The organism is Neobacillus niacini, from assembly GCF_030817595.1.
Lineage (GTDB): Bacteria > Bacillota > Bacilli > Bacillales > Cytobacillaceae > Neobacillus > Neobacillus niacini_G.
The window spans coordinates 2,288,143-2,309,167 of record NZ_JAUSZN010000001.1 but is presented as its reverse complement, the minus strand read 5'-3'; the positions used below and the strand labels follow the sequence as shown (position 1 = coordinate 2,309,167).

The 21,025-nt window shown below is 35.4% G+C and carries 20 protein-coding genes and 1 pseudogene; 16 read left to right on the top strand and 5 right to left on the bottom strand.

What is annotated here, in order from left to right:
* Positions 1–21 precede the first annotated feature (21 nt).
* The 8 genes from QFZ31_RS11130 (at position 22) to QFZ31_RS11095 (ending at position 7,061) form a co-directional block, all read left to right on the top strand.
* The gene (locus QFZ31_RS11130) at positions 22–891 is read left to right on the top strand and encodes a LysR family transcriptional regulator (protein ID WP_307303033.1); all 870 of its coding nucleotides are present in this window, start codon (positions 22–24) and stop codon (positions 889–891) included.
* A gap of 237 nt (positions 892–1,128) precedes the next feature.
* Positions 1,129–1,833: a hypothetical protein gene (locus QFZ31_RS11125; protein ID WP_307303032.1), complete on the top strand. Its 705-nt coding sequence runs from the start codon at positions 1,129–1,131 to the stop codon at positions 1,831–1,833.
* Positions 1,834–2,033: 200 nt separating this feature from the next.
* Positions 2,034–2,183 (top strand): hypothetical protein, encoded by a 150-nt coding sequence (locus QFZ31_RS11120; RefSeq protein ID WP_307303031.1) that lies wholly within the window; start codon positions 2,034–2,036, stop codon positions 2,181–2,183.
* Positions 2,167–2,415 carry a hypothetical protein gene (locus QFZ31_RS11115; protein ID WP_307303030.1) on the top strand — a complete coding sequence of 83 codons (249 nt, stop codon included), beginning with the start codon at positions 2,167–2,169 and terminating at the stop codon, positions 2,413–2,415. Before QFZ31_RS11120 ends, QFZ31_RS11115 begins: the two co-directional genes overlap by 17 nt.
* Positions 2,416–2,572: 157 nt before the next feature.
* The gene (locus QFZ31_RS11110) at positions 2,573–3,079 is read left to right on the top strand and encodes a suppressor of fused domain protein (RefSeq protein ID WP_307303029.1); all 507 of its coding nucleotides are present in this window, start codon (positions 2,573–2,575) and stop codon (positions 3,077–3,079) included.
* A gap of 277 nt (positions 3,080–3,356) precedes the next feature.
* Positions 3,357–3,935 carry a biotin transporter BioY gene (locus QFZ31_RS11105; protein ID WP_307303028.1) on the top strand — a complete coding sequence of 193 codons (579 nt, stop codon included), beginning with the start codon at positions 3,357–3,359 and terminating at the stop codon, positions 3,933–3,935.
* Positions 3,936–4,626: 691 nt separating this feature from the next.
* The gene (locus tag QFZ31_RS11100; protein WP_307303027.1) at positions 4,627–5,901 is read left to right on the top strand and encodes an IS110 family transposase; all 1,275 of its coding nucleotides are present in this window, start codon (positions 4,627–4,629) and stop codon (positions 5,899–5,901) included.
* Between the two features lie 482 nt (positions 5,902–6,383).
* A complete protein-coding gene (locus QFZ31_RS11095; protein WP_307303026.1) occupies positions 6,384–7,061 on the top strand; it encodes a GNAT family N-acetyltransferase in 678 nt (225 codons plus the stop codon).
* A gap of 896 nt (positions 7,062–7,957) precedes the next feature.
* Here QFZ31_RS11095 and QFZ31_RS11090 read toward each other — a convergent pair.
* On the bottom strand, positions 7,958–8,731 hold the full coding sequence (locus tag QFZ31_RS11090) for an SDR family NAD(P)-dependent oxidoreductase (RefSeq protein ID WP_307303025.1): 774 nt from the start codon (positions 8,729–8,731) through the stop codon (positions 7,958–7,960).
* Positions 8,732–8,910: 179 nt separating this feature from the next.
* Here QFZ31_RS11090 and QFZ31_RS11085 point away from each other — a divergent pair, with 179 nt between their 5' ends.
* From QFZ31_RS11085 to QFZ31_RS11060, 6 genes are all read left to right on the top strand, one after another.
* The gene (locus QFZ31_RS11085) at positions 8,911–9,513 is read left to right on the top strand and encodes a TetR/AcrR family transcriptional regulator (RefSeq protein ID WP_307303024.1); all 603 of its coding nucleotides are present in this window, start codon (positions 8,911–8,913) and stop codon (positions 9,511–9,513) included.
* 352 nt (positions 9,514–9,865) lie between these two features.
* A complete protein-coding gene (locus QFZ31_RS11080; RefSeq protein ID WP_307303023.1) occupies positions 9,866–10,459 on the top strand; it encodes a hypothetical protein in 594 nt (197 codons plus the stop codon).
* A 1-nt stretch (position 10,460) separates the two neighbouring features.
* Complete coding sequence (locus QFZ31_RS11075; protein ID WP_307303022.1) at positions 10,461–10,880, top strand: GNAT family N-acetyltransferase; 420 nt, start codon at positions 10,461–10,463, stop codon at positions 10,878–10,880.
* 173 nt (positions 10,881–11,053) lie between these two features.
* Positions 11,054–11,578 carry an HPP family protein gene (locus QFZ31_RS11070; RefSeq protein WP_307311521.1) on the top strand — a complete coding sequence of 175 codons (525 nt, stop codon included), beginning with the start codon at positions 11,054–11,056 and terminating at the stop codon, positions 11,576–11,578.
* Between the two features lie 343 nt (positions 11,579–11,921).
* Positions 11,922–13,196: an IS110 family transposase gene (locus QFZ31_RS11065; protein WP_307301933.1), complete on the top strand. Its 1,275-nt coding sequence runs from the start codon at positions 11,922–11,924 to the stop codon at positions 13,194–13,196.
* 506 nt (positions 13,197–13,702) lie between these two features.
* On the top strand, positions 13,703–14,467 hold the full coding sequence (locus QFZ31_RS11060; protein WP_307303021.1) for an alpha/beta fold hydrolase: 765 nt from the start codon (positions 13,703–13,705) through the stop codon (positions 14,465–14,467).
* A 228-nt stretch (positions 14,468–14,695) separates the two neighbouring features.
* Here QFZ31_RS11060 and QFZ31_RS11055 read toward each other — a convergent pair whose 3' ends face one another.
* The gene (locus QFZ31_RS11055) at positions 14,696–15,172 is read right to left on the bottom strand and encodes a hypothetical protein (protein WP_307303020.1); all 477 of its coding nucleotides are present in this window, start codon (positions 15,170–15,172) and stop codon (positions 14,696–14,698) included.
* Positions 15,173–15,449: 277 nt separating this feature from the next.
* Between QFZ31_RS11055 and QFZ31_RS11050 the strand changes: the two genes are divergently transcribed.
* Positions 15,450–16,463: a DUF3231 family protein gene (locus QFZ31_RS11050; RefSeq protein ID WP_307303019.1), complete on the top strand. Its 1,014-nt coding sequence runs from the start codon at positions 15,450–15,452 to the stop codon at positions 16,461–16,463.
* Between the two features lie 431 nt (positions 16,464–16,894).
* Here QFZ31_RS11050 and QFZ31_RS11045 read toward each other — a convergent pair whose 3' ends face one another.
* Entirely contained in the window at positions 16,895–17,899 is a 1,005-nt protein-coding gene (locus QFZ31_RS11045; RefSeq protein WP_307311518.1) for a DUF3231 family protein, read from the bottom strand.
* A 304-nt stretch (positions 17,900–18,203) separates the two neighbouring features.
* On the opposite strand from QFZ31_RS11045, the pseudogene QFZ31_RS11040 reads away from it, so the two are divergent.
* Positions 18,204–18,972 (top strand): annotated as a pseudogene (locus QFZ31_RS11040) (transposase).
* A 674-nt stretch (positions 18,973–19,646) separates the two neighbouring features.
* On the opposite strand, the gene QFZ31_RS11035 reads toward QFZ31_RS11040, so the two are convergent.
* On the bottom strand, positions 19,647–19,937 hold the full coding sequence (locus QFZ31_RS11035; protein WP_307303018.1) for a GNAT family N-acetyltransferase: 291 nt from the start codon (positions 19,935–19,937) through the stop codon (positions 19,647–19,649).
* A gap of 31 nt (positions 19,938–19,968) precedes the next feature.
* Positions 19,969–20,184, bottom strand: a complete 216-nt coding sequence (locus QFZ31_RS11030) for a (4Fe-4S)-binding protein (RefSeq protein WP_307303017.1) — start codon at positions 20,182–20,184, stop codon at positions 19,969–19,971.
* Positions 20,185–21,025 lie beyond the last annotated feature (841 nt).

The following is a 21,025-nucleotide window of genomic DNA, read 5'->3' as shown; positions in this document are numbered from 1 at the left end:
AGATGGGGTGGGTGCAGAAAAATGAATATCCAAAAATATAAGGCATTTGTCAAAGCTGTAGAATTTGGCAGCTTTACAAAAGCTGCCGAAGTATTGGACTATACACAGTCTGGGATTAGCCGTATGATTAACGATTTAGAAAGGGAATGGGGAGTTTTCCTATTCGAAAGAGGACGAACTGGTATCAATTTAACCACGGATGGCTTAAAGTTACTGCCCCAATTAAAGCGAATTTGTAATGAGTATGAAATTTTAATGACGCAGGTAGAAGACTTACACAATATGGAGTCTGGAATGATTCGTATTGGGACATTTTCTAGCGTAGCATCCCACTGGCTCCCTAACATTATTAGAATTTTTAAGACGGATTACCCAAAAATTGATTTTGAACTTCTGCTTGGCGATTATACAGAAATTGAAAGCTGGATTCTAAATGGACGTGTTGACTTCGGCTTTGTGCGGCTACCGTCAAAAGCAGAACTTGAAACAACCTTTTTAGAACAAGACCGATTGTTGGTAGTGATTCCGCAAAATCATCCTCTTGCTAATTGCGAAAAGTTTCCAATCAAGGACTTACTGAATAGTCCGTTTATGTTATTGGAGAAGGGAGCAAAAGCAGAAATCTCTGAGATTTTTGAGATGCATCATATTTCACCGCAAGTTAATTTTACAACATGGGATGATTATGCAATTATGTCTATGGTGGAAAACGGGCTTGGAATCAGTATATTACCAGAATTGATACTGAAGCGTATTCCTCACAAAATAATAGCGAAAGAGCTTGAAACTCCTGCTTTTAGAAATATCGGTATAGCAACGAGAGAGCAAAAATCACTTTCCCTTGCGTCCAAAAAATTTTTAGAATATTTATCATATAGGAACTGTGAGTAAATAATCGAAAGGTTGTGAGGCGAAATTAACAAAGAAGTTTGTGAAGAAAATTACTTAAAGTAACGGGTGCGATTCTTCAATAAGAAGATTGCTTTTTTTTCTTATTGCACTATCGTCAACAGTTTAGTTGAATAAATATATACTTCAACTGTAATTCTTGCGGAGATACGCCCCACAATGCTAACCGTTTCTTAAACTGGATCACCCTTTCTAAAAGAGACCATAAGGAGATTGCTTATGCCGATCATAAGAGATATTCAGCTTTACGTTCCGAAAAACAAAGAACAGAACTGGACATTCTTTCACGAAACAAGATGTATTACATTTTTATATAGCCGTCTTCTGCCAAAGCTACAGTCAAGGGATGATAAAGGGATACAAATCTATTGTATAGACAATCTAGAACAAAAAGAGCAAATCGATAAGTTTACTCATATTATCTTTGATTATTTTCCTGTATTTGTAGAGGCGGATGTTGAAAATATACTGACACTGACATCCCACAGAGAAAAGAAAGAACGAATTCTAGAAATCGTGCACGAGGGAATGAAACTCGCTGCTGAGGAGTTTTATTGGGACATTTCTTCTCTTGATTTGGTTTATGAGAACATAAAACAGCTAGATTATCAAAATGTCTATCCTCTATTAAAGAAGAGCAGCCCAAACAGGAAGTACATTTGCAGTGTCTTGTGTCATCATGAAGTAGCAAGTATCGATGTTTACATTGAGATCAAGAAAAGAAATGGTGAAGTCATCAATAAAGAGAAGCTATTCTCTGTCGAGAATACAGATGAACAGGATTTATTCAGCGATTTTGGAAATCTCGAATGGAAGCTGAATCATAAAGTGGAGTTTGCGGACAAGGATTATAAACATATCTATCGTTTAACATTTCTTGAAAAGGACAAACCAAAAAATCTAGTTTGGAAAATTGAAAAGTAGATAAAAAGGATCTTGTTGAACTAACGGGTGCAAGAGTTAAAAAACGGGATGGCTTCGGCGACCCCATTTATTCATATTGTACTAAAACGGCAGTTTAGTTGAAGAAGAATTAAAGTGAAATTCAATAAAATAGTTTGTACTATTTTCTAAAAAATCCCTTATAATTGTTTTGTACAAGACATAATAGAGGTTTTACAACTATGAAAAAGCTTTTATTCTTTTCTATTTTATCATCGGTTTTAGTTTTAGGGGCTTGTAACGAAAACAAGAAAACAGCCGAGGGTGAGGAAGCTCCCAAACAAGAAGTAAATAATTTGGAGGATATTATGACTTTTGAAGAAGTTAACTAAAAACAAACCAACACTAGAATGGAAACAAAGAATGGATGAAGATGATGACCTGTTTACTGAAGAAAATATAAATGCAACTAATGAGGTTCTCGATTCATACATAAATAGCCTAAAAGAGCTTAATGAACAAATGGGGTTTTCTTCTAAGATATGGTTGCTGCGGCAACCTTTTTCTTTTGGTGCTAACTGGCAGGTTAGTTTAACAAGAAGTTGGAAGTTTTTTAAGATATAATACTAACTAAAGAATCGTAGGAAAGGGAAGTTTATATGGTCTTTTGGGAACGTTTTAAAAAGTATGAACTCTTAACAATATTAGGTTACTATATTCAAAGCTTTGGACAACAGATAAGATTTATAAATGTAATTGGTTCGGAGAAACAGTGCAACAGGTGCAGTTAGAGAAAATCCAGACAAAAAAGAATGGTTTTTATGTTTTACAATTCCCACCACAGAATGAAAGACCTGTCTGGACTTACATTACTTTAGGAATGTCGAACAAAACAATGGTTAATGGCATAAAAGTAGAACTAATATGGCTAAATGATGAGGAAAATAAGGAAATATTAGATGTAATGATGAGACTAACACAATATCCTTTTGTTGAGGGTAATCCATATGATTATGGGCATACGATTTCTAATTCTGAACCTGTTTCTGCTTTCAGAATGAACACGCTTTTAATATGTCCTCCCATAATTGAAGCTGCCGATTCAACTCAATTGCTGGACTTTTTTGAAAAGCAAAAGACAGAGTTATTATGGTTATTACCAATTCATCCATCTGAAAAAGAATTTATTCAAAAAAATGAAGACTTTAGTTGTTTTTTTGATTTATGGATGGAGAAAGATATAAGTCCTGAATTCTTATGTAATCCTAACCGCTCATTAATTATTTAACTTTGATTTAGATATGATTCTTATTGAACAAACGGGTGCATTACTTGAACAAAGGTAATGCTCCTTTCTTCTTCAAGTAAAGGGCAGTTTAGTTCAACAAGTTGGAGAAATGCCATTTCTTTTTATGTTTCATTTGAAACCCTTTCAGATATTTCAAAATAAATCCTCGGAGGTGCACTGGCACCTCTTTTTTTGGATTGACAAATTTTTTAAATATAAATATAGTTTAATTGTTAACCAAATAAAAAATTAGTTTACATTTGAAAGGGAGAAACAAGTGACAAATCAACAATTGAAATTAAGAATGATGATTGTGACAGCACTTTTTGCTGCAATCATTGGCGTAATGGCTCAAATTACAATTCCACTTCCGCTCGTTCCAATTACAGGACAAACCCTTGCCATTGGCTTAGCAGCAACAATCCTAGGTTCTCGTTATGGAACCTTATCGGTCATTTTATATTTAATTATTGGTTCTGCAGGAGTACCTGTATTCGCTGAATCTTCAGGTGGAGTTTCAAAGCTTCTCGGACCCACTGGAGGTTATTTAGTTGGCTTCCTTCCAGCTACCTTCCTAATCGGATGGTTTATGGAAAAAACAGCCTTCAACTTCAAGAATGCTGTGATTGCTAATAGTATTGGAATGCTCGTTACTTTGGCATTCGGCACTGCTTGGCTAAAGATTGCTGCCGAGCTTTCTTGGCCAGCTGCTTTTGCAGGAGGATTTACTCCGTTTATCATTGTTGGATTAATCAAGGCTGCTCTTGCTTCGTGGATTGGTGTCTTAATTCGAAACCGATTAACTTCTGCTAGGCTATTGTTTTCAGAAAAAATAGACCAAACAAAATCAGCCTAAAAAATTTTAATGTTTGTAGTTTATGCTTCAGATCCATCGCAGGAAAAGGCTAATAAACTTTTAATTCTGCCGTAAATGTGTTCCAATCCTTGCAAATAAATCTTTATTATTTATGCAACTAACGGGGGCGTTGGTCCAAGCAGGATTAACGCTTCTTTTTGTTGAATCTTATTGAAGTAAGGAAGCAGGTTAGTACTTCAACTAAGGTGTGCTTTAGGTGATATAAGTTGTCATTTGGCTAAACCAATTTAATATGCTCATGATCTACTCACTTTCTTTATATAGGACTAAGTTTATTTAATCCTAGTCCAAATTCCCCTTTAATTATTGGATAACTTTGGTAATATTTTCTCTATTTTATATTTCATAAACCCAATATAATTGGAATCACTATTTGACCCCCTATTAAATAGATTAGTACTGTTTGGACTCCCATGGTTTTTGGGAGTCTCTTTTTTAATAAATTTTTTCTTAGTCAAAAAGAAAGTTTGTTAAATATTGTTCTTAAACTGTCGGGTGCAAGAGTTAAAGAGTTGATCGCTGCGGCGGTCTTTTTTTGTTATTGAGCTAACGGTGCAGTTTAGCATTCCTGTAGATCGTTAATTATCAGGTTTGAAAAAAATAGAGCCCCTCAGTAAGATACGAGTATAGAGTCCAATCTAACTCAGAGTCTTAAGGAGGAAGCCCTACTATGAATTTTAAAATGCAAGACAAACAAAATCAACTAATTGAAAGAATTTCCGATACACATCTTATTGTTGGTGTTGATATTGCTCAACAAATACACGTTGCAAGGGCAGTTAACCTCCGTGGAATTGTAGTCGGAGACCCTATTACATTTGAAAATAATGAAGAGGGGTTCGTTAATCTATTTAACTGGATTCGTGATTTAAAAAGATTAAAAAAACTAGATGCGGCAATAGTAGGTATGGAACCTACAGGGCATTACTGGATTAACCTGTCAAAATGGTTATATGACCAAAACATTGAGGTAGTAACAGTCAATCCACACTTAGTAAAAAGGAATAAAGAGAATCGTGATAATACGCAATCAAAAAGTGATAAAAAAGATGCACTCGTTATCGCAGATATGGTCAAAAACGGCTACTACTCCTTTATTCGTCCATCTTCAGAATCATTTGAGAAACTTAGAGTTCTAATGTCTAACCGTGATGTAATTGTTAAACGACTCGTAATGTCTATAAATCAAATAAATAGATGGGTAGATGTTGTCTTTCCAGAGTTGCGACAAGTGTTTAACGATGTTTCGTGCAAAGGAGCAATCGCAACCCTTCGTTTGTTTCCAACTCCAAATGAAATATCTTCGATGGATTCACTAGATGTTCAGAGGGGTTGGAAGTCATTAATGAAAAGACAACCAGGACCTAAAAAAGCTCAATTACTGATCAATCTAGCAAAAACTTCTATAGGAACGGGACAAGCACTTGATGCTTATAAATTCCATCTAGAACAATTAATAGAAGAATATGACCTCGCTTTAAAACAACTCGAAAGAGTTGAACAACAAGTTAAAGAAGTTCTCTATAATATACCATTTGCACAAAAACTACTTACGATTAAAGGGATAAGTGAAATTTCATTAGCTGGGATACTAGGTGAGTCTGGAGATCTAAGTGGATTCTCTCATGGAAACTCTCTATTACGACATGCGGGATTACATCTAGCTGAAGCAAGTTCAGGCAAAGGGAGAGGTCAGATTGTGATTTCAAAGCGTGGAAGGTCAAGACTACGGCGATTCCTCTATTTAGCAACTATGAGCCTTGTGATGAATAACCCTGAATTTAAAGCACTACATTCCCATAATGTGAAGGTCAAGAAGATAAAGAAAATGAAATCAATCATGAAACTGATCGGTAAACTAGCAAGGATTTTTGTAGGAATTGCACGACGAAACGAGTCTTACTGTCCTAATAAAATTCAAGAATTAATCCCTTTAGCTGCTTAGAAATAAAACATTAGTTTATAAAATATACCAATTAAAAAATTGACTTTAACTTTTGAATGTTGTCTTATTCGTAGGATTTCAAATATGCACGGAGTACCAGATTTTTTAAACAAAAGGGCAATGAGACCCATCAGGTTAGCATAACTGGCCTCCACCCCTTGGATAGGCATGACGAAGGAATGAGAGGGCAATCGACCCGTTGAGACATGGTAGGGAAAGCCTCCAGGGGCGGCGTGGAGATGTGTATTATATGGTAAAATATGGAGTAGTAGCTAACTCCTTTATTTAACCATGCCTTCACGAAGCCAAATGATCTGAATTCATTCCAACTACCCGTCATTCGATTTATAGAGGTTATGAAATCCTGCGAATAAGTGAGCATTCAAGAGATATTCGTATCAATCTGAGGGAGTTTAAAAAAGCAGGGAAACAACAGTAACTTCTTGAATATTGGATTGATGGAGTTATTGGGGGGAATGTAAATGCTATCTAATTTAGAATTGATGGTACATCATGTAAATGTGCTATTTAGACACGATACTGAAAATAGAATGACAGTCGTTAATGAAATACCATACGATGTTGCACCACGAATTTTTATTGGTTCCACCAGATTGGGTAGTGTAGTAAGGTTTTCAAAATCGCTGGATGATAGCCTTGTAAAGAAGTTAGAACAAGTTATAGGGTCAAATCCTGGTGCTCATCTAGGAGAAGTAATAAAGGTTTTAAGCATAGACCGTATAGTAAATAATTTATGGATTGGACCAGCGTATGTGTTTCCCGATGTCAGGGACAGGACATGTACAAAAGCAATTATAGTAACTAATAAAAACAAAGAAATTTTAAAGCCTCATTTTCCATATACATTTGAGGATTTTGAGAATAAGCAACCTTGTTTTGTAATAGTTGAAGATAATATACCTGTTTCAATTTGTTGTAGTGCAAGGCAGACCTCAAAAGCAGCCGAAGCAAGTGTATTTACACATGAGGATTACCGAGGAAGAGCATACGGTGCAGATGTTACAAATGTTTGGGCTTCAGAGGTACAAAAACAAGGAAGAACTGCTCTATATAGCACCTCTTGTGACAATTTCGCATCCCAATCTTTGGCAAGGAAACTACAATTGATTCAGTATGGCAATGACATTCATATGAGTTGATTTAACGTAGAACTCCTTCTTAAGCTATCCTGAAAATACACCTCTAATCGACATGGTACGACTGTTACGACAATCTATTCAAATTATAAAAACGATTGTGATATATTGTACTTAAACTATCGGGTGCATTCCTTCAATAAGGGATGCTAATTGCAGCTAAAACATTGGTGTTGCTACATTAACTTACATTGATTGAAAATAAATAATGAAAGCCAAGCACCGTCCTTTCTCTACATTTTGTAATAGGGGAAGGGTGGTGTTTTATTATGGGAATTACAGCCACCGGATCTTGATAGAAAAAATTGTAACGTTTTATCTTCTTTTGTAGAAAACAACCAACTAGCACATTAATCATGCTAAAGTGAACAAAACATATCTGAGGAGGAAGGGTAATGCAGTATATTGATAGTTTCGGTTGGAGCTTAAATATAATTCTAATGATTTGTTTTGTTATAGCATTATTGGTACTAATCAGAAAACCGAAAGAAAACCAAAAAAACGCAAAGAAGAAATTGTGAAGTAATGTGCTTAAACAAACGGGAGCTAGAGTTAAAGAAGGAGATCGCTGCGGCGATCTTTTTCCTTGTTGTACTAACGAGGTAGAATGTGAAGAATTGTACTTAAAGTACAAGGGCATTAAATAAAGATCTATCTGCCAATTCTGGCAGCTTTTTTTATTGAACTAAAGGGACGGGTTAGTCGAAAAGAAAAAAATGTTAAAACTGAGTTACATTTTGTACCTCATATTCTATACACATAAAAATAGTGGCTGAAGGGGTATTTCATCTGAATTCCTAAGAAAAGCAAAACGCATGAATGCTGCTATATCAACATTCATGCATTCTCATTATGAGGAACTTTACCTCGGAGGGTCCAAATAGGACTTCCGTGATCAATTACACGTTATATAAAGCACCATCGATAGTGAATGAAGATGAGCTTACGTATGAAGCTTCGTCAGAAAGTAAAAACGCAATTACGTTAGCTACTTCTTCAGGTTCACCGTAGCGTTTCATTGGTACTGCATCGTTATAAGCTGCTTGTGCTGCTTCTGCTGCACCTGGCGCAACATTTGCTTCAATTTTACGCATCATTTGTGTATTAATTACACCTGGGTTTACTGTATTTACACGAACGTTAAATGCAGCTGCTTCTAATGCTGCAACTTTATTAATACCCATTACAGCGTGTTTAGAAGAGTTGTATAATACCATGCTTGGTGAACCAATTAACCCAGCTACTGATGCAGTATTGACGATTGCACCAGATTTTTGTCCTTTCATAATCGGTAATACATATTTAAGACCGAAAAGTACGCCTTTTACATTAATACCGTAGACGAAATCAAAATCTTTTTCTGTAACTTCTTCAAGTGGTTTAGCTGGACCTTCAACGCCTGCGTTGTTTACAAAGCCATCAATGCGACCAAATTTAGAAATTGTTTGCTCCACATAATTTTTAACATTTTCTTCATTAGAAACATCCGCTTTTACCACTAAGCTATTTTCTTCTGTTAAACCAAGCTCAGCTTGAAAGGCTTTGATAGCGTCTTCATTTAAATCAACTAATACAACTTTCGCTTGTTCGTTAGCTAATTTTCGTACGACTTCTTTCCCGATACCGCCTGCTGCACCTGTAACAATGACTGTTTTACCTTCAAATCTTGCCATGTTGACCTTCCCCCTTATGTTGAATATGAATGAGAATATATCCTTATTTCAAGATATATTGAACAATTTAAGCATAAAACATGAGTGAAAGGGCTTCAATATGCAATAATAATAAAAATGTATGATAATCAACATATGTATCGATTTTGTATGTTAAAAGTGTAAGAAGGTGCTTTGGAATGTCTATTCAACACCCAGACAAACGTGTAAAAAGAACAAAAGAGAAGTTTAGAGAAGTTGTATTATCGTTAATGGAGGAAAAAAGCTTTCATGACATTACAATAACGGAGATTGTAAAGGCTGCGGATTTCAATCGAGGTACCTTTTATGCACATTATGAAAAAAAGGAAGATTTACTAGATGAAATCATTGAAGAGATGTTTGAAAAAATGACAGAAGCCTTTCGGAAACCATATCTCTATTTATCAGTCGTAGATTTCAATGAATTACCTTCAAATTCAATTATCTTATTCGATCATTTCTTAGAAAACAAAAGATTCTATAAGCTTATGTTACGTCCAACAACAAACTATAATTTTCATGAGAAAATGACAAAAAGATTGGACAAGTTATTCAGAGAAGAATTTGGTTTCCTGACTACTGAAATAGACCCTGCTATTGATATCCAACTTTTTAGCACCTATCGAATACATGGTATTATAGGATTGATTCTAGAATGGATTGAAAATGATTTTGCACAATCCTCTTCGTATATGGGAGATCAACTCATTCATATATTGAAATTTTATACACCGAAAATATATATCAAAAAGACAAAATAACTTTTTGTTAAACTAATGTGTTGCTATAGTTGAAGAAGGCAATGTGCCACCACCGATTTTAAGCGTTATTTTACACTGTTTAGGTACCAAAAGAATGAGGCTGAAGTGGCAGCAGCTCCTGCAAAAACTACAGCGGAAGAAAGAAACCTGGCTTTCCATTTAGAACAGAGGCGTTCGCTTCCTTCTTAGAATAAGCCGGAAACATTCGACGAACACGGTCGAAGGGAGAATCCGCTTTTTCTGTTTATATCTTCAAATTTGATTTTCCACTATATCATCATTTCTTCGAGGGATGCCACAAAAACCTTTTTTTGCTAAAATGAACTTATTTTCCTATTAAAAGAGTAGTTGTATGAAAGATATTAAAGATTTACTATTTAACGCACTTTATCCGGAGGATAAACTTAACCCAAATTTCCTAAATATTACAAATGAGGAATTGCCTTTTGCACGGGATTTAATAAAGAATTGGGCAGAGGGATTCGTGGATCGTGATCATAAATTCGTTAAAGAATTTCAGACAACGTTTAATTCTTCTTTTTGGGAACTTTATCTCTTTGCCACACTAAAGGAATTGGGGTTTGTTGTTAACTATTATGATCGTCCGGATTTTGTGGTTGAAGGGGACAATGGTTTCCTTATTGAAGCTACTATTGCAAGCCATGCAAAAGATGAAACTCCTGAATGGCAAAAAAATTATTCGGAAGAAGAACTTAATGAATGGACTAAAGAAAAAATAGTGGATAACGCTACATTGCGATTGGCTAATGCATTTATTGGAAAGTCACGTAAATACACATACTCTTACAAAAAGCTACCGCATGTAAAGGGTAAACCTTATGTTATTGCTATTGCACCATTTGATTCTCCGTATTTATTCTTACAAAATCACCATGCTATCCAAAGGGTATTATATGGTTTTGATCGTTTTCGTAGGGGGGAGTAGTGTGAATATAGAAATTCATAGTGATTTAACCAATGCAAATCTCGATGAAATGAAGGAAGTTTATGCGTCTGTTGGGTGGACGAAGCATACAACTGAGATAATTAAACAAGTATACGAAGCAAGTAATGTCATAGCATTAGTTAAAGTAAATGGTAGAATTATTGGTATTGGTAGAGGGATGACAGATGGCGTGTTTAATGCTGCAATTTATGATGTAGTGGTTCATCGAGATTTTCAAAGGCAAGGAATAGCTAAAAAAATTATGGAGTTTTTACTGGATAAGCTAAGTAATGTTTCTTGTGTTCATTTAATATCAACAACTGGTAATGAAGGATTTTATCGAAAACTTGGATTAAAAAAACTGAAAACTGGAATGGCAAGGTATTTAAATCCAAGACTAAGTGATGAGTATTTAGAGTAATTTTCCTTGTTCAACTAATACGAATGGGTGCTTTAGTTAAATAAGGATTAATGTGGGTCCTTATTTATTTTTACTTATAAATATAGTAATATAATTTAGGGGATTTTTTAGGAAGGGAGAGATTTAATTTGATTACAGAAGGAAATTTAGCAAAAAAAGAGCAACCAGAAGACATAACGCAATCTAAGGTTCCTGCCTACCTAATTAAATTGAGGGGAAAAGGAAAGAGTCCTTTAAAAGTAAATACGAAAGATATTTTAACTGGATTTATAGGTGGTACAATTACTATTTTTATTTTGAGTTTATTAGCCATTTCTACATCATCTCCATGGTTAATTGCTTCATTTGGAGCAAGTTGTGTTTTGGCTTTTTCTCTTTGGAACTCTCCTTTATCACAACCAAGAAATATCATTGGAGGACATTTCATTTCCACTTTAGTTGGAATAATGGTTTATCATGTATTTGGAAATGAGCCTTGGTCTCTTGCTCTGGGAGTCGGATTAGCGATTAGTTTGATGATGTTAACCAAAACCACGCATCCCCCAGCTGGAGCTGATCCGATTATTGTGATCATTGGGAGTCATACATGGGAATATTTATTTACACCAGTATTATCAGGCTCCATTGTCATTGTGTTGGTCGCACTATTGATTAACAATTTGAGAAGCGATAGAAATTATCCTGTGTTTTGGGTCTAACAAATAAGCCCTTGAATCTTTCAAGTTTAAGTGTAGAGCCAGTGTCTAAAACCTATTTAATCTCCATAAAAATCATTTCAGCAGGTACAAAGTAAAATCAGTAGGAAAATACTTCGCTTTTCTCAAAAATGCTTGTTTGTGAATGATTGAACTTAAACTAAAGGGGGCGTTAGCTCAATAATGATTTCGCTGCTTCGGCAGCCTTTTTTCGTTGTTTCACTAACGGTTGCAGTTTAGCATTCCTGTAGATCGTTAATTATCAGGTTTGAAAAAAATAAGGCCCCTCAGTAAGATATGAGTATAGACACCACTCTAACTCAACTCTTAAGGAGGAAGCCCTACTATGAATTTTAAAATGCAAGACAAACAAAATCAACTAATAGAAAGAATTTCCGATACACATCTTATTGTTGGTGTAGACATTGCTCAACAATTTCACGTTGCTCGAGCTGTAAACTTCCGTGGAATTGTAGTGGGAGATCCCCTTACATTTGTAAATAATGAAGAGGGGTTTGTTAAACTGAAAAATTGGATTGAAAAGTTAAAGAAACTAAAAAACCTAGATTCCACAATAGTAGGTATGGAACCCACTGGCCATTACTGGAAAAACCTATCTAAATGGCTTGTTAAACAAAAAATTGAGGTAGTAACAGTCAATCCCCATCTAGTAAAGAGAAACAAGGAGAATCGTGATAACACTCAGTCAAAGAGTGATAAAAAAGATGCACTCGTTATCGCTGATATGGTGAAAAACGGCTATTATTCCTTTGTTCGCCCTTCATCTGAATCCTTTGAGAAACTCAGAGTTTTAATTTCTAATCGTGACGTGATTGTTAAACGTCTCGTAAGCTCTACCAATCAGATCCATAGATGGGTAGATATTGTGTTTCCAGAACTTAGACAAGTATTTAAAGATGTTACTTGTAAAGGGGCAATCGCAACCCTCCGATTATTTCCTACTCCTAATGAAATAGCTTCCTTTGAGCCTCTAGATGTCATGAGGGGATGGAAGTCTATAATGCAGCGACAACCAGGACCCAAAAAGGCTCAATTACTAATCAATCTAGCAAAATCCTCGATTGGAACTGGACAAGCATTGGACGCTTATAAGTTCCATTTAGAACAATTACTGGAGGAGTATGACCTCGCTATAAAACAACTCGAAAGAGTTGAACAACAAGTTAAAGAAGTTCTCAATAAAATACCATTTGCAAGAAAGCTGCTTATGATTAAAGGTATAAGTGAAATTTCATTAGCTGGCATTTTAGGAGAGGCTGGAGATTTAAGTGGGTTTTCTCATGGGAATTCTCTATTACGCCATGCAGGACTCCATTTAGCTGAAGCAAGCTCAGGAAAATGGAAAGGGCAGATTGTCCTCTCAAAACGAGGGAGGTCTAGACTACGGCGTTTCCTCTACCTAGCAACCATGAGCCTTGTGATGAATAACCCTGAGTTTAAAGCTATCCATGCATATAATGTGAAGGTCAAGAAGATGAAGAAAATGAAGTCTATCATGAAGTTGGTCGGTAAATTAGCAAGGATTTCTGTAGGTATAGCTAAGCGAAACGAATCTTACTGTGCAAATAAATTACAAGAAACAATCCCATTAGCAGCATAGGAGCAGTATGACTAAAAGTCTTATAGTTAAATAGTTATCGTAAATTTTGAATGTTGTCTTATTCGTAGGATTTCAAATATGCACGGAGTACCAGGTTTCTTCAACAAAAGGGCACTGTGACCCATCAGTTTAGCATAACTGGCCTCCACCCCTTGGATAGGTATGACGAAGGAATGAAAGGGCAATTGACCCGTTGAGACATGGGAGGGAAAGCCTCCAGGGGCGGCGTGGAGATGTGCATTATATGGTAAAATATGGAGTGGTAGCTGACTCCTTTATTTAACTATGCCTTCACGAAGCCAAGATGATCTGAACTCATTTTAATTACCCTTAAATCCAATTACAAGGGTTATGAAATCCTGCGAATAAGTGAGCATTCAAGAGATATTCGTATCAAACTGAGGGAGTTGAATAAGGAATCATAAAAGGAGCTTGACCTGGATTATTATGAAACCAATTGCTTACTAAAAACGTAAATAAGGCTAAGGAGAACTAAACAAAGTGAGGTGTTACCATTGAAAATTGACAAATATAAAATGGAAACATCAAGAGGGAAGTTACAATATAATATTAGTGGGAATGGGAAACCAAATATAGTTTTGATTAACGGTGGTTCGGGACCAATAGAAGGTTGGATGAAAATAATACAAAAAATTTCAGAATCATCATCAGTATTTTCATATAATCGATTTGGTGTTACTGGTAGCGATAAACCGAAAGAACCCCAAGATGGGTTAACGATTGTTAGAACTCTACGTGAAGCATTAACAATAGCGGGATTTGAACCTCCATTCATTTTAGTTGGACATTCGCTAGGTGGCTTATATGCAAATTTGTATGCCCGACTATACCCAAACGAAGCAGCAGGTATTGTCTTCCTAGAATCCAGTCATCCGAGAGATTTAAGTCTTAATGAATATCAAGGTAGAACAGTAAAGGCAATTAATAAGGTATTCACAATGTTTGATTCCTTGTCTTCCCATAAACAATTCAATGAAGTTAATTTTGTCAAAGAAACTGTGAATCAAATTTATCAATTAGACGATTTTCCTGAAATACCTGTTTATGTAATTACAGGTGGACAAGAAAATCGAATGATGCCAGAGGAAGTTAGAAAAAAGCGACTAGAAAATCAATTAGAATTACTATCGTTGTCACGAAATAGCAAACATATTGTTGCAGAAAACAGCGGTCATTTCCCGCAATTATCAGAGCCAATGGTAGTCATTGATACTATTAGGGATTGTATTAAGCAAATAAATAACCTATAACTATTTAATTTACAGCGGTGGAAAATATTTCTGTGTCTAGAATCTTTTCAAAAGATAATGCAGTATTACACTTAATTTAACGGGTGTAAGAGTTAAAGATGAGGTCGCTGCGGCGATCTTTTTTCTTGTTGTGTTCGGTGCAGGTTATTTCAATAAAAAATAAACGCCAATTAAACTTTTGGCGTTTATTTTTATTGAAGACTCACTAATTTCTTTGAGCTAATGTACCTAAGATTCCTCGGCACGATATATAAATTTTAAAAGCATATATCTCAAAAAAATTCCAATCAGTATTCCGAGGGGTAATGACAACATTGGTAACCAAATAGGTCCGAGTAACATTCCGTATACTTTAAATGTTGCTGAGTAAATAAGCCCTACTGTAACTAAATAAGCGGAAAACACGAACGGAAGAAACGCTAAGGATACTTTATTAGTGTTTGCATCACTATAAGCATCCCATATCGCAAAAAAATAAAGACAAGGATAAAACATCAACCATTGGTAATTCGTTTGTCCAATGGCTCTTTCAATTTCCCCATGAAAACTCAGAATAATTACATCATTAAAGTTGGATTGGACATTAATCAATATTTCTAATCCAATCAAAAGTAATCCCTTGAAAAATTTCTTGTTCAGAATTTGAGCAAACCCAGGTAAAGCAATACTCCAAAGGATTTTTTCAAGCTCATCTTTTGTTATCATTGGTATTCACTTCTATCACTTTTTCTTTTACTATTTTATATCTATTTAGGGAGGGGGTAGTTCTTACATCCCTCTATCAAAATTTCTTCCAATTTTCTTCAATGAATTTTTCCAGGTAAGTTTATTTTCCTAAATACAACATTGAAATATTCTAGCTAAAGGAAATAATAATATTTACAATAATTAGATCAAATTGGTAAATTACGGGAACCCATTTTCGGATATTGTATCATTTGTAGAGCAAAATAAAGAAGAAAAAATATAGGAGGAATGCCACATGCCTGATAAAGCTGCAATAACTTCATCCGAACTAGGAGTTCTATGGCTTACATACCAAGAGAAAACGATGATTTTGCGAATGCTTGAATACTTTATTGAAAAAGCTGACGACGAAATAGCAAAAAAAATCATGACTGATGTGTACAATGAAATCGACATTTATGTTGGCAAAATAACAAACATTTTCAAAAGTGAAGGGGCTGTAATCCCAGTGGGGTTTACTACTGAAGATGTTAACAAAGATGTACCCAAGTTATATGATAATGGTTTTGACATCATGTTTGTACGGTTACTAAAAGAAATTAGTATGGGGTTGCATACACTAAATATAAACATGGTATATCGTGAAGATATTGTCATGCTTTTTAAGGAACTTACCGCAATTACCCAAGCATATTACAATTCTTGTACACAATATTTGATTGAAAAAGGGATGTTGGCTAGGGCTCCATATGTTTCTATGCCCAACTCAGTTGAGTTTGTTAAAGAAACAAACTATTTGGGTGGACTTAACCCATTTACTAAAATTGGTAACAAGAGAACCTTAAATACGGTAGAGGTTGCTTATATTTTTCATGGTATTGAATCAAATGTGACTGGGTTACAAATGATTACTGGTTTTGCTCAATGTGCCAATAAATCAGAAGTGAAAAAATTTTTTACAAAAGGTGCAGAACTCGCCAAAAGTATTATTAAAGAGATGAGTGAAACATTTTTAGAGGATGGGATTCAAATTCCTTCCCCCTCAGGTGGAAATGCGACTCGTTCAACAGTTCCTCCGTTTTCCGATAAGCTCATGATGTATTGTACCAGTCTGTTTTGTAGTTTTTCTATGGGAGGCAATGCCTTAGGAACTGCTTTTAGTTTACGGAATGATTTGGCAGCAAAAAATACTGCTTTTACTAAAGATATTTTCGAATATGCCCATGAAGGTGCAAAGATTATGATTAATAACGGATGGATGGAAGAACCGCCTCAAATGGTAGAACGAAAAGAAATAATTAATAAATAAAAAGTTGCTCATGACCTTTATGCAAATAGTTAATAAGAACAAGCATTAGGTAGTGCGTATTGCAAATAACATCTGAGTTTCTTCTTCAACAAAAGGGTGCGATGTTTTGACAAGGCATCGCCCTATTTTAGGTTGATTAACGAAGCAGATTGTGAAGTGTTGTACTTAAAGTAACGGGTGCAAGAGTTAAGATGGGATCGCTTCGGCGGTCTTTTTTTATTAACGGGGCAGGTTACATTAACAAGAAATTTATCAAATTTAAAAATAAAAATCGCCTCTTTTCTGTACAATGTGAAGGAAGAGGCGAATAACTTATAAAGGATTTTTATAACTTATCAAAGGGTAGTCCTATAAACAATTTTACAATTCATTAAGACGAAAAATATCTTACTTTTGTTCCATTTTTGTTATCTGTTTTTTCTATAAAACGTTTATTTGGTTAGTTGATTTCGATCCTCAATCTGTGGGGGTTCTTCCATCCAGCCATTTTTGATCATAATCTTACCTCCATCTTGAGCAAAAGTAAAAATATCCTTTGCAAGCAGAGCCATTTTTGCAGGTAGGTCATTTCGTAAACTAAATGCACCTCCTAATGCATTACTTCCGAGACCAAATGAAGTTAACAAACTTGTGTTGTACATCATTAATTTATCAGAAAATGGTGGGGTTTTTGAAGCAGTTGCTTTACCGGCATGAGTAGCTGGTGGTTCAATATAACTTTGGCGTAAAAATTCACCTAAATCGATTTCAATCTTCTTTGACAATTTCATCCCTTTTACAAGATAGTTTTGCACTTCCTTATTTGAAGCAACTTGGGCAAATCCAATCATTAATTGCATTCCTACAAGGTTTGTTTCAATGGCATGATGGATAAGAGAAACTTCTATTGTATTTAGAGATCTCGTTTCACTAAACAAATTAAAACTACTTCTATAATTTTTGTTCTCTACAAAATGAACTTCTTTAGGCATTGATACAAAAGCTGGACGTACCAATACCCCTTTTTCTAAAAGGAATTGAGTTGCTTGGCAGTTAATCTCTTGGGCTTCTGCTGTCAAATTGATAAAAAAATCATTAATATCTTTCCGATAGGACATACCACAAAAAAGTGAATAAAGGCTCATTTCCACTTTAGTCATCATATGCAAATACATGATATCAAACAGATAATCAAACAACTTTGGAACTCCTTTTTGTACATCACTTTCTGTAAAACCAATAGGAATAACTGCCTGTTCTTGTTGGAAAATACCTTTAATGATATCTATGGCTTTAGAAGCATTATTATAATGAGTTAGCAAAAGTTGTTTCTCTGCATTATTGGCGTGTTCTATAAAATGCTCTAACATTCTGATAATCATGGTTTTTTCTTGAAAAGTCATCCATAAATTTGCCAATTCTGATGATGTGATTGGAACATCCCTTGAAGTCATGATGCTAACTCCTCCTCTTTTTATTCACTTATTTTAACCTAAAGTAATGATTTTAATAAAAATAATTATTGCTTAGGATTAATAGCAAATGGGGGTAATAAAGTTGTATTTGTGAAGAAATGTACTTAAAGTAACGGGTGCGATGCTTTAACTAGGTATCGCCTTTTCCTTGTTCGACTAACGGGCAGCATTCCTGTAATGAATGAAAATGAGGCTTGAACAAAAAAAGAACCTCTTGGTAGAATGAGAGAGTCCTAAAAGCTGGCCAGCAAAAAAGGACAATTCCAAAATACCGGGAGGTCTTGAAATGAATTATAACCAAAATGAAAAGATTGCTCAAATCACTTCTCAGACTCTTATTATAGGTATAGATATTGCGAAATTCAAGCATGTCGCACGTGCACAGGACTACAGAGGAATAGAGTTCGGTTCCCCTTGTTATTTTGATAATACCAAGCGAGGATTTCAACAGTTTCTTGATTGGATCAATCAATTAAAACTAGAACAACACATGGAAAAAGCGATCGTAGGGATGGAACCTACTGGCCACTCTTCTTGATAAATATGACTTGATACAAGAGAAGTTCGAAGAACTAGATCAGAAGATAGATAACTTGATTGAATATTATACCCGGTGTCCAGCAAATGTTAGCCATCAAGGGAGTGGGGAGAGATACAGTTGCCGGCTTCTTTGCAGAAGTGGGAGATCTACAAGAGTATTCCCACCCGAGACAAATCATAAAGTTAGCTGGATTAAGCTTAAAAGAGAATACTTCTGGCAAGCATAAAGGGCAAACAAGAATCACTAAAATGGGGAGGAAGAAGCTAAGGGCTCTCCTCTTCAGGGTGTGTATGATTATGGTCGCGAAGAACTCCGCCTTTAAAGCGCTGCATGCCTATTACACGCAGCGTCCGGACAATCCTCTAAAAAAATGCAGTCTCTGATTGCCTTGTGTAATAAGCTAATACGTATATTCTTTGCCATTGGAAAGAAACAATTTGAGTTTAGTGAAGAGAGAATGTTACAGGATATCCCTCATATGAGAGCAAACATAGAAGTTGAAAAAGCAGCGTAATTCAGTAAGAACAGTAGGTAAAAAATATTTTAGGTGTTATAAGTGTCGGACATTTGAAGCACGGATTAGTCAGCAAAGCAACTAAACTTCGGGCAAGGACCCTGTGGGGCAGCATGACTGACATCCACCTCATGGAAAGGTTGGACGAAGGAATTTGAGAGCGAAGACTCTGTGAGGCATGGGAGGGTTGACCTCCATGAGAAATGTGGACATCTACCAGTGCGATCATATTTTTACTCATCCACCATTTTTTGTAAGTGTGTGGCTAATGCGCTATCAGTCTTTTTGCTTCAAAGACCCAAATTTATCCTTACGAGATAAATCCAACCAAAGTAGCGATCTGTAAACTCTAAAATATTAATCTATAAAATACTGAGAATACTGGAGAAAACGTGAGTTTTCACTTTGTTTATTGAGGGAGGTTAGTTAAATAAGGGGTTGGTTATGAATGTCGTATTTGACATAATTGCGACGAAAAAAAATCCAGTTTACCTACTGGATTTATTACGAGTTATGAATAATTGGAAGCTATAAATTACAAAAGCATAGCAAATGGCAGTGTAAAAGATGTGTTTTGGCTAGCAGTATGCCCTGATTTAGTGATTAGTCTACTTGACCTTATTTTTTTGTCCAGTTAAGTGTAGCTGATTCAACGCATATATAATAAAATGGCATCAATTTGCTAGTACACCTTGATACTCTGCCTTACTTTCAAGAACACTTTTTGCGTAAGGACATATAGGAATAATATATAAGTTTTCATCTCTTGCATATTCAGCTATCTTGTTTACTAATTCTTTGCCTAATCCACGACCATTATGTCCCTCGTATACAACTGTATGGTTTACAATAATTAAATTTCTTCCATTTACATCTTTTCCGCTTGGGATAAATTGAATTCTTGCAATAATTTCATTAGATTCCTCAATATAGAATTCATTCTTGCCCATTTTAATTTCAGTCATTTCCTCATTCTCCTAACTTTTTTAGTTCTGTTTATTTTTGCTCATAAGTAAGTGCTCTGCTTGGACAACGATCAATCACTTCCATGATTTTTTCAGCTGTTGCATTCTGTGGTGATACCCAAGGTCTTTTCTGGGTATTGAATACACTTGGCAATCCCTTTACACATTCTCCTGCATGTTTGCAAATATTGGGTTTCCAATATATTTTGATACCTTCAGCTTCATAAGTATTAATATTTTCGCTCATAATATCCTCCTTCTAATAGTTCTGTGGGAATAATAATTTTAAATTCCTCTTAATTCTTCCTCTGATCTAAATTTCACAAAACTGTATGATGGGTTTTTCCAACAAACGAGCCACTTGGTAGCAACATGATAAATTTTTGAAAAACAATATTAATTTAATAGTACTTTATGTTATGAGGAATCTCCAATTTGAGACTTGTTATTTAAAAATAAAATAATATAGACGTAGTGATGTTATTTATAATTGGATTTTATTCCACAGAAATATAAACAGTAAAGGGGCAGCATTCATGTAATAAATAAGTGGTAATTGAGTAGGTTTGTGAAACATTGTACTTAAACTAACGGGTGCTTGTGCGGCCGAGCATAGGTCGTATCATATAGCGGGTGGGATTCCCGTCGAGTAAGAACTAGCCATTCGCTCGTAGCGAGTCTTGGAGGGCTAAAGGTAACTTTAGTCTTTAAGCGTAGACAGTTAGGTGGCGGGCCGAAAGCCAAATGGTTGAAGGGATTGAGCTCCATAATGTTAGTAAATCGAGAGGGCTGATGCCTTAAGCACAGCAGAAAGCTACATTTTATCTTTCGTTAAAGGCAAGAAGGATAAAACCTCTCTGGAGTCAGAGACCTTGGCACGTTATACATTGATATGATACGGCAACTCGGGAGACCCTACCGGTCTTTTCTTTTTTTTTAGAAGAGTATGGTGTACAAGCGATAACAAGCAAGGAAACCAAATGCCGATGTAGGGAGTCGGATAGCAGCGTAGTACCAATGAAGTTGGGTAATGCCGACGGAGGAAAGGCTAGCTACCAGTTATCACCCTTACTAGGGACACATTTACT